Below are 2,026 nucleotides of genomic sequence, written 5' to 3' on the forward strand. Positions count from 1 at the left end.
CTGCGGCTGCCCGGGAACCCAGAGGCGGGTCCGGGCCGGCTGGACGCGATGCGCCTGCTCAGCCGGGCCGGCAGGCGTCGCCTGTACCTCCTCGTCTTCGAGCCGCGGCAGCGCGAGTCGCTCCTCGAGGGCGCGGTACACCGCGCCCAGAAGGACGGCCACGGCAAGCTGGGCATCCAGCAGTTCCCGGACGTAGGGGTTAAACCCCACGACCTCCGCCACCTTCTGGAACTCCTGGATTTCCTGCTCGGATGGCGGCGCACCGGCCCGTTCCTTCTCCACGAGCCGCCGCTGGCGCTCCTGCAGGTCCTTGAGCATGATCCGGGCGGCCTCGTGGCGCCCGATCTCCTCGAAAGCCCGCTTGAGGCGCTCGATCTCCGGCCGTGAGGCCAGAAGGGAAGCCAGGCTGCGGACGGCCTCGTCTATTTCGCGGGAAAGGACCGCTTCAGACGGCGACGGCAACGGCATCCTCCCCTCCGTTTGGCTCGCCGGCGCGCCGGGCCCTACCGGTCGCCTTCTCCCTTGATCACCGCGAGCGGGCGAAGGCGCGCCACTTTGCGAGTGAGCCCGATGTCCGCCAGGGTGTCCACCACCGCGTCGATGTCCTTGTAAGCGCCTGGCGCCTCGTCCACGATGGCGCGGTAGTTGTCCACGTTATACATGACATCCCCGAGGCTCGCCTCGAACTGCTCCCGGGTGATCTGCTGGCGAGCCCCCGACCTCGACAGCACCCGGCCGGCGCCGTGGTTGGCCGACGTAAAGGTCTCCTCGATGCCCGCAAGGCCCACCGCGACGTAGGAAGCGGTCCCCATGCTACCGGGGATCAGGACAGGATGGCCCGTCTTCAGGTAGCGGCGGGGGTTCGCCGGATGTCCTGCCGGCAGCGCCCGCGTGGCGCCCTTGCGGTGCACCAGCACCCGGCGGCCGAAGTGTTCCTCGAACTTCGCAATGTTGTGGGCCACGTCGTAGACCACGTGCATTCCCAGCGACTGCCACGACTCGCCCAGCACCTCGCTGAACGCCTCACGGATGTCGTGGGTCATCAGCTGGCGGTTGGCGAAGGCAAAGTTGATCGCGCAGTTCATGGCGCCCAGGTACTGCCCGCCGAGCGGCGAATCGATGGGCGCCGCCGCAAGCCCCTTCGAGGGCAGAGCGATGCCGTACCGGGAGGCCGCCTGCGCCATGGACGCCGCATAGTCGCTGCAGATCTGGTGCCCGAAGCCGCGGCTTCCCGAGTGGACGAGCACGGTGACCTGGTTCTCGGCCAGGCCGAACGCCGCCGCAAGGCCGGGATCGAGCGCGCGTTCGACGTACCCGATTTCGATGAAGTGGTTGCCCCCACCCACGGTGGCCAGCTGATCGGCGCGCTCCATCGCCTCTCTGCTGACCGCCGATGGCTCGGCGCCCGCCACCCGCCCGTACTCCTCCGTCGCGTCGACGTCCTCGGGGACGCCGTACCCCAGTTCGACGAGGTGACCGGAGCCGCCGGTGAGAATCTCGCGCAGGCGCGGCGCCAGCTCCTTGTGGCGCGACTTCTTGCCGACCCCCGCGGGAATGCGCTCCTCGATGGCGCGCATCAGCCGCCGGATGGCGTCGCGGCTGAGTTCGCCCCGGTCCAGGCGGGTGCGGATGAGCCGAACGCCGCAGTTGATGTCGTAGCCCACGGCGCCTGCCGACACCACGCCGGTGCGCGCATCGGTGGCGACCACGCCCCCGATCGGCAGCCCGAACCCCTGGTGGATGTCCGGCATGCCCACGACCCGCTCGACCACCCCAGGCAGCGCCGCCGCGTCGGCCAGTTGCTGAAGGGCCGTCGGCTCCGAGAACTGCCGGTAGAGGGTCTCGTTGAGGTAGACGACCGCGTCCACCCTCATGGGGCCCGCCCTGCGCAGCCGGTAGCGGTTGGGGCCGGCCGGCTCAAGGGCCAGCGCCGCCATCTTCTCTGCTCACCTCCGGGAAGGCTCCCGAGGGCCCGGGGATGCAAACCCGGCCCCTACTCCTCCTCGCCTTCCGGTGCCCCGTCCTT

Annotated in this window: 2 protein-coding genes; both read right to left on the bottom strand. The window is 70.0% G+C overall.

The genetic code is table 11. The features are described from left to right. On the bottom strand, positions 1-468 hold a 468-nt coding region (locus AB1609_22430; GenBank protein MEW6049191.1), incomplete at its 3' end, for a YlbF family regulator. Positions 469-503: 35 nt separating this feature from the next. After that, positions 504-1,937 carry an RtcB family protein gene (locus AB1609_22435; protein MEW6049192.1) on the bottom strand — a complete coding sequence of 478 codons (1,434 nt, stop codon included), beginning with the start codon at positions 1,935-1,937 and terminating at the stop codon, positions 504-506. Positions 1,938-2,026: the final 89 nt, after the last annotated feature.

The organism is Bacillota bacterium (assembly GCA_040754675.1).
Taxonomy (GTDB): Bacteria; Bacillota; Limnochordia; order Limnochordales; family Geochordaceae; genus Geochorda.